This window comes from Streptacidiphilus jeojiense (assembly GCF_000719095.1).
GTDB lineage: Bacteria > Actinomycetota > Actinomycetes > Streptomycetales > Streptomycetaceae > Streptacidiphilus > Streptacidiphilus jeojiensis.
Map to the genome: position 1 here is coordinate 24,784 of NZ_JOEH01000054.1, position 6,351 is coordinate 31,134.

The 6,351-nt window shown below is 70.1% G+C and carries 7 protein-coding genes; 3 read left to right on the top strand and 4 right to left on the bottom strand.

What is annotated here, in order from left to right:
* Nucleotides 1-231: 231 nt before the first annotated feature.
* Nucleotides 232-1,896 carry a hypothetical protein gene (locus tag IF29_RS0140280; RefSeq protein ID WP_030267183.1) on the top strand — a complete coding sequence of 555 codons (1,665 nt, stop codon included), beginning with the start codon at nt 232-234 and terminating at the stop codon, nt 1,894-1,896.
* A 264-nt stretch (nt 1,897-2,160) separates the two neighbouring features.
* Here IF29_RS0140280 and IF29_RS46675 read toward each other — a convergent pair whose 3' ends face one another.
* From IF29_RS46675 to IF29_RS46685, 4 genes are all read right to left on the bottom strand, one after another.
* Nucleotides 2,161-2,328 carry a hypothetical protein gene (locus IF29_RS46675; protein ID WP_157624192.1) on the bottom strand — a complete coding sequence of 56 codons (168 nt, stop codon included), beginning with the start codon at nt 2,326-2,328 and terminating at the stop codon, nt 2,161-2,163.
* A gap of 267 nt (nt 2,329-2,595) precedes the next feature.
* Nucleotides 2,596-3,423, bottom strand: coding sequence for a hypothetical protein (locus IF29_RS42935; protein ID WP_037598573.1), 828 nt, complete (start codon nt 3,421-3,423; stop codon nt 2,596-2,598).
* Nucleotides 3,424-4,164: 741 nt separating this feature from the next.
* On the bottom strand, nt 4,165-4,425 hold the full coding sequence (locus tag IF29_RS46680) for a hypothetical protein (protein ID WP_030267194.1): 261 nt from the start codon (nt 4,423-4,425) through the stop codon (nt 4,165-4,167).
* Between the two features lie 261 nt (nt 4,426-4,686).
* Nucleotides 4,687-4,917: a hypothetical protein gene (locus IF29_RS46685; protein ID WP_030267196.1), complete on the bottom strand. Its 231-nt coding sequence runs from the start codon at nt 4,915-4,917 to the stop codon at nt 4,687-4,689.
* 227 nt (nt 4,918-5,144) lie between these two features.
* On the opposite strand from IF29_RS46685, the gene IF29_RS0140315 reads away from it, so the two are divergent.
* Both IF29_RS0140315 and IF29_RS0140320 read left to right on the top strand, forming a co-directional pair.
* On the top strand, nt 5,145-5,981 hold the full coding sequence (locus IF29_RS0140315; protein ID WP_030267197.1) for a hypothetical protein: 837 nt from the start codon (nt 5,145-5,147) through the stop codon (nt 5,979-5,981).
* Nucleotides 5,965-6,351, top strand: a 387-nt coding sequence (locus tag IF29_RS0140320) for a hypothetical protein (RefSeq protein ID WP_030267199.1), incomplete at its 3' end; no start/stop codon positions are given. The genes IF29_RS0140315 and IF29_RS0140320, both read left to right, overlap by 17 nt.

The following is a 6,351-nucleotide window of genomic DNA, read 5'->3' on the forward strand; positions in this document are numbered from 1 at the left end:
GAGCAATTCCAACATCCCCCTCGCGCAGCCCAGGAGCGAGCGGTTGGATGGTTGAGCGCAGCAACAGGGAGTTGTTCACGAAGAACGCAGGAGTGCCAGGTGGGGGAACAGGGCACATCACTTGATCCGTCTGATCCGTCACGGCCACGGATGTCTGGATCAACGGGGGCGACGCGCCGGCCTGGTCGCCCGACCAAGCGGCCCGAACAGCTGGGGGCGCACTGGCATGCGGTGCTCGACCTTCTCGATCTGTGGCTGGCCCAGGCCGGGCTGTCGAAAACGGCTGCGATCAACAGGCTCGGCGACGACGATTTCCCCCCGGGGCAGGCGCCTCAGCGGCACATGGCCATGAACATGCTCGCCGGTCGGGCGCCGCTGACACGCGAGTTCCTCGAGGCCATCGAGCGGATCTGCTTCAAGGACTACGACCCGAAGCGCGTCGCCGCCGCAGTGGGTCTGCTGGAGCAGGCCCGCGCCACCGACCGCATTCGGCTGCGACCAGCAGGAACAGAGGCACTCGAGAGCGAGTTACTGGGCACGCTTCGGGAGCTGCGAAAGGTCCAGGAGGCGCATGCACGCAGTGAGGAGCAGCGGCGCCTTGCAGTGCAGGTCGCGTTCTTCGCGGTGCAGGCCCTACAGCGGACCGAAGCGACGGTGGCCAAACTGCGTACGCAGGTGGAGCAGAGCCGCGTGGCGGTGGACGGCAGCGGCAACCCCGAACTGCAGAAGCAACTGGGCCGCGCAATGACCCAGGTGGAGGAGCTGCGGGCTGCCAAGGAGCTGGCGGAGAAGGAGCGCACGGACGCGGTGCGCGTGGCCCAGGAAGCGCAGCGCCGGATCGCGGAGCTGGAGGATCAGCTGACCCAGCACGGAACCGACCTGGTCCCCACCGGCCAGGAACCCGCCGACGCGGAACCGGGGCAGCCGCTGTCCGACGCTTCGGCGATGGATGCGGTCGACCAGTTCCTCGGGGAGGCATTCACCCGCCTTGACCTGGGCCGGGAACTGGTAGACGAGGCCGCCTACGAGGCCGGGCTTCCTTCCGGTCAGGTACCGCCCGACGCCCGTGTGATCGCCGGTGCCGTGCTGCCCTCCCACCAGACACCCGAACGTTACAGCGGACAGGGGCTCTCAGGAGTCGACGCTCCAAAGCGGGACCCCGAGCCGGAGCCGTCGAAGACGGCCACCGAGAACAACGCTTCGCCAGCTACCTGGGAACTGGCCCAGCTACTGCGGTCCATCCGCGAGCGGGCCGGCGTGGAACGGTGGCCCCTGGATCAACTCAGCCGGGTGGCTTTCCAGGAACCTCCCTACAACCCTCAGGAGGAGGCCTGCCGCCAGGTGATCGTCAGACGCTGGATGGCCGGCGAGTACCCGCCCCGGCGCTTCGACGCGCTGGCCCGCCTGCTCTCCGCCCTGGGAGCGACCAAAGAGGAGCAAGCGAAAATAGAAACGCTCCTCCGCCGTTCGCTCCCGCCCGCGGGCCCCTCCTTCATCGCGATCGGGGAACTGGGCTACGGTCGTCAACTACGCATGGGAGTAGTCGCCGTGATCGGGCGGGAGCCGGGCAGCGGGACAATCGTGGACACGGCCGGGGCCACCTACCTCATCACCCACACGCGTGACTTGCCGTTGTCGCCCGGAGGGTGGGTCTTCTTCAACGTACAGACGCCCCCAGGAGGCAGTACCACCGCAGTCAACGTCATGCGCACCTCCGCCGTTCCTGAGCTGGACGCGCAGACCACGGTATTGATGAGAACAATCCTGGACAACCTTTCCACCAGGCACAACAGCCCCCCACCCCGAAACCTGCGCAGAGAAATCAAGATCGCCATTCCCCTGGTGGCTCTGCTCCTGGCCATGCTGATAACAGCTGTCATCACCTGGACCTCGTAGGTGGGTAGCGGACGCGGTGGTGGCGGAGCGCTAGTCCGACGACGTTCACTGCCGAGCCGCGCCGTGCCGCGCTCCGGTCCGGGCCCACCAGGAGATCGCGTTGTCCAACTGCCGTCCCTCGTTCGACGACGTCGGGGCCTGGCCGCAAGCGGCCCAGGCAGATCGCATGATGATGCGTCAGGTGGAACCGTCGGCGCCGCCATAGGAGCCGCGGCCGCCGCACCTGCAGGCGTACCTGCGGCTGCTGGACGGCTGGGCGGAGCGCTACCCCACGCCGTCCGGCCCCACACCGGTCCAGTCGCACTCCCCGTTGGGGCCCTGGGCGGCGGCCGCACCGCCGGACCTGGCTGCCCGGGCGCGCTCCCAAGGGGGGATAGCGGCCGCCGTGCTCTCCTTCAGCCCCGGCTCGCTGCTCTCCGTCGGCTTCGCCACGGCGGAGACGGACCGGTCTCGGCAGGGTCGGTGGTGTGTCAGCGTCGCCACCGCTGTGACGTCGACCCGGCGACTCGTTGGCCCGAGTACGACCACCCCCATGGTCGCCCCCTGGGGGGTGGCGCACCGTGTCCTGACCGAGCGCCGCCCGGGTGACCCGTTCGGGTGCTCGCGCGGTGCCGGACCGCCTGCCCCACGCGGCCAGCGGTCCGGTGCATCCGGACCCGGACCGCACCGGGAGGCAAGGGAAGGTCTGCCGGACCGGGGTCAGTTCTGGTCGCCGTGCTCCTTCTCGTACCGTTCGAGCGTCCAGTTGTAGACCGCGCGGGCGGCTTCGATCACAGCCCACACCTCCAGGACTGTGCTCGTGGCCTCCGGCAGGTTCGCCATGCCGAAGAACGCCGTGGTGAGGAAGCCCGCGACCCGGTACGAGGCGACGAAGTGGGCGCGCTCGCGCCAGCCCGCATTCGGCAGTTGCTCGGCCGCGGCGATGACCTGAGGGGGGATCTCCTCGGCCGTCTCCGGGGACAGTTCCGGCTGCGGCAGCACGTCCGGCGGGGTGTCCGGCACGGCCGCGACGACGCCTCGGGCGGTCTGGATGTTCTCCAGGGACAACACGGGGGAGTCGAACTGCTCCTCGGCGAGGTGGTCGTACAGGTCGAGCAGGCCCCGGCGGGTCGTGGCCAGGTCCAGCGCGGCGAACTGGGAGCCGAACGCGGCCAGCTTGGTCAGGTCTGGCGTGGTCACCGTGGCCAGGAGCTGGGCCTGGTCGGCGAGCAGGCGTTCCACCTGCGGCGTCCAGATCCTGGTGAGGGCCCGGCGGGCGTCCTCGGTCGCATCCAGCGCCGCCGTGACGGCTGACGAGTTGAGGATGGAGTCGCGCGTGTCTAGGCCGGCCTGCAGGAGCTTCTCGTGCGCCGCCGAGGAGGCCGTCTCCTGGAGTTGGGCCAGCTCGGGTCCGTTGGCGACGGCCTTGGCAGCCTCCTGGCTGATCTGCAGCGCGGACTGGTAGGTGGGCGAGTCGAGGATGCTGGCCATGGCCTGCAGCGTCCTGGCGATCGGAGTGTCATCGCCGGGGTCGAACGTGGATGTCATGAGTCCAGACTGCCGTAGTTCAGACCCCGGCCCGCCTTCCATTTAGCGAACTCCCCGGCCAAAGCGGGGCGTTGCTCATCCGATAGTCATCCAGTCGTATGGGCTGACAAAATCCGTGGGCTATCGGACACCCCGGCTCCGCCGGACGGCACGCTGGGCGGCGATTCGGTCGGGCAGCGGTGCCACGGGGAGGTCGCGTTCGATGGTGTACCGGATGCCGCCGACGAGGGAACCAGGGCCGATGAGGTAGCCGCCGCTGGACCGCCCGGGGCCGCGGACGTCGATGCGCCATCCCAGCGCTGTCCGGCCGCCGGAGACAGAGGCGATGGTGCGGCCGGGCGTCACCCGGAAGTACAGGTGCGCCCCGCGGCTGGGGGTGGTGACGGTCAGGGTGCCCGGCCACGGCCGCCCCAGCCGCGCGGCCAGGGTGTTTCCGGCCAGCGCCGGCGACGTCCAGGTCCAGGCCGACGAGGCGGCTGGCCTGGCAGCCGACGCCGATGCTGTCGCCCCGGGCCCCGCGGACCCGGGCGGGGGGGTTGGTCCAGCAACGCAAGCTTCAGCCGCCGGCGGCGGGACGGCGGCCGCCGGGCGGCAGCGCGAACACCGCCAGGCCGCGCCGGGCCAGGTCGAGGGCTGGTCGACGTCGGGTCAGCAGACACACGCTTACTCGTGGTCGGCGCCGCAGTCGCGGCAGTGGAACCGGCTGAACCGGTCGTCGTCGTAGGGGTATCCGCACTCCTCTCAGCCGTAGACGCGGAACCTCTCGACCCAGCACCTCCTCGTCCGGGAACACGCTGCCGAGAGGGGTGTCGCGGCGCTGTTCCAGGGGGCAACGGCGCCCTTGTAGGTGGTGACGTCCTCGTAGCCCTGGAGGATCTCGCACAGCGGACCGCGCTCGGCGGCGTTTGGGTGATCCAGCAGCGCGGTGGCGTCGGTGTGCGTCAGGCCGTAGGCGGTCTTGATTGCGGAGAGTTGGTTCTTGCGGGCGAGGCCCTTCGGCATGGCAGGCCCCTCCCAGGGCTGCGGCGATCCCGTGACCCGCCGCGCAGGAAGGCGCAGACCGGAGAAGAAGGAAGAGGCGCAACTGGGCGGCGCACCTTCGGCTGCGTCCGGTCACGGGCCGAACGGATACCGGGTCGGCGAGCCGGGCGTATGGCCACCTGACCGCACGTCACACGGTAGCCACCGGTCCGACAACCCGGGCCGCACCACCGCGCAGTGCCCGTCACCCCCGCTGCGCCGCCGCGCCAGGAGTGGGGAGTGTCAGGCGATCAGGTTGCGCAGCACAGGGATGCTGCCGCCGAACGCGCCCAGCCCGGCCAGCACCGCGGCGGCGACGACGTGTCCGGCGAGGAAGGCGAGCGCACCGACGATGATGGCGATGAGGGTCGCGGCCAGGAGGATGATGGCCGTGTGCATCGTCAGGAACGGTGCCTGCGCCGGGGGTTGGGGCGGTGGGGCGGCTGGCGGCGTGGGCGGGGTGGGGGTGGCCACGGTGGTGCCCCTTTCGGGACGGGACTGGGTGGTGATCTGACGCGGTCTCGTACGTGCTGGCGCTGCGGCCATCCCACGGAACTCCCGTGGTGGTGCGTCTCACAGGCCCCTGGGAAGGATCTTGAAAATAGTCCGTGGGGTAGTCCGTAGGGGCACACCTACAAGGTGTGTCACCTTCACCGGAACGGCGAAGTCCGGGAGCTCGCTGACGAACGGAGGGGGAGGGCATGCAGGGCGACGGCATGCGCGGCGAGCCGGCGCCCTCGCGTGCCGGCGACCTACAACCTTCCGGCGCGGCCGTTCGAGAGAGCCTCGGCGCCCCAGTACAGGAGACCCGGGAGGGCCTGGACGCGGAGCAGGCGCGGAAGGTCCGGCGGCTGCGGGCGAGCCTGGACCGCAGGACGGCCGACCTGGGAATGGTGCGACTGCTGGCCGCAGAGGGCTTCGCCGGGCGCCGCTACGAAGTGTTCGAGACCGAGCTGGTGCGCTACGCGGTCGCGGTGCTGCGCGCGTGGATGTACTCCGGGTCCATCTTCAGGCTGCTGGCCATACGGGGGTTCGGCCTGGCCCCCGACGACGTCGAGCTGGAGGCGCTGCACCGGGACAGCGACCTGCGGGAGGAGTTAGCGATGATCACCGTGGCGGAGGCCCTGCCGCGCTTTCGCCAGCGGGCCCTGGTCGAGGGCGGCTGGACATTCGAGGGCGGGGCGAGCATCACCACCTACTTCATGGGAGCGTGTGTCTATGCTTTCCCCAACGAGTTCCGCCGGTGGAGAGCCGACAACCGCCGCCAGGAACGGGCCGTCGCCAGGCAGCGGAACCTCCCGGTGGAGGTTCACCCCAGCGTGGAGAGCACGGTCCTGGGCGCCGAGCATGTGAAGGATCACCTGGCCGCTGCCAAGGACGACCGAACCAGGGCGGTAGTGATCCTGACTACGGAGGGGTACTCCCAGGAGGAGATCACTGAATTGTTGGACGAGGTCTCGGCGCGGGCGATCGAGGGGATCGTGTACCGCTGGCGGCAAAGAGCGCAGCAGAAGGAGGAAGGTGACCGGCGTGGATGAGGACCAGCGCTTCGCCGAACTGCTCGCCCGCTCCTCGCTGGGCTCACCGGCGGCCCGCGAGCTACGGGAGCGGACCACACCCTCCAAAGCGCACGAGGTCCGCATGATCGCCAACCTGCAGCACGAGATCGCCACGGGGGACCCGGAGTCCGCCGATCGCGCCGCAGCGGGAGGACACCAGGTGACTGAACGCGCGACGGGCGGGGCATCGGAGCCGCGGGGCGACGGGCCGTCCTTCTTCGTCAGCTATGCCCGGCCCCCGGGCTCTCCGTCGAGGGACGACCCTTCGCCGATAGGCGAACTGGTCCAGGACCTGAACTTCGAGATCGGCCAGCACGTCCGGCAGGGCACCCGCCAGGTCCGGCCCGGA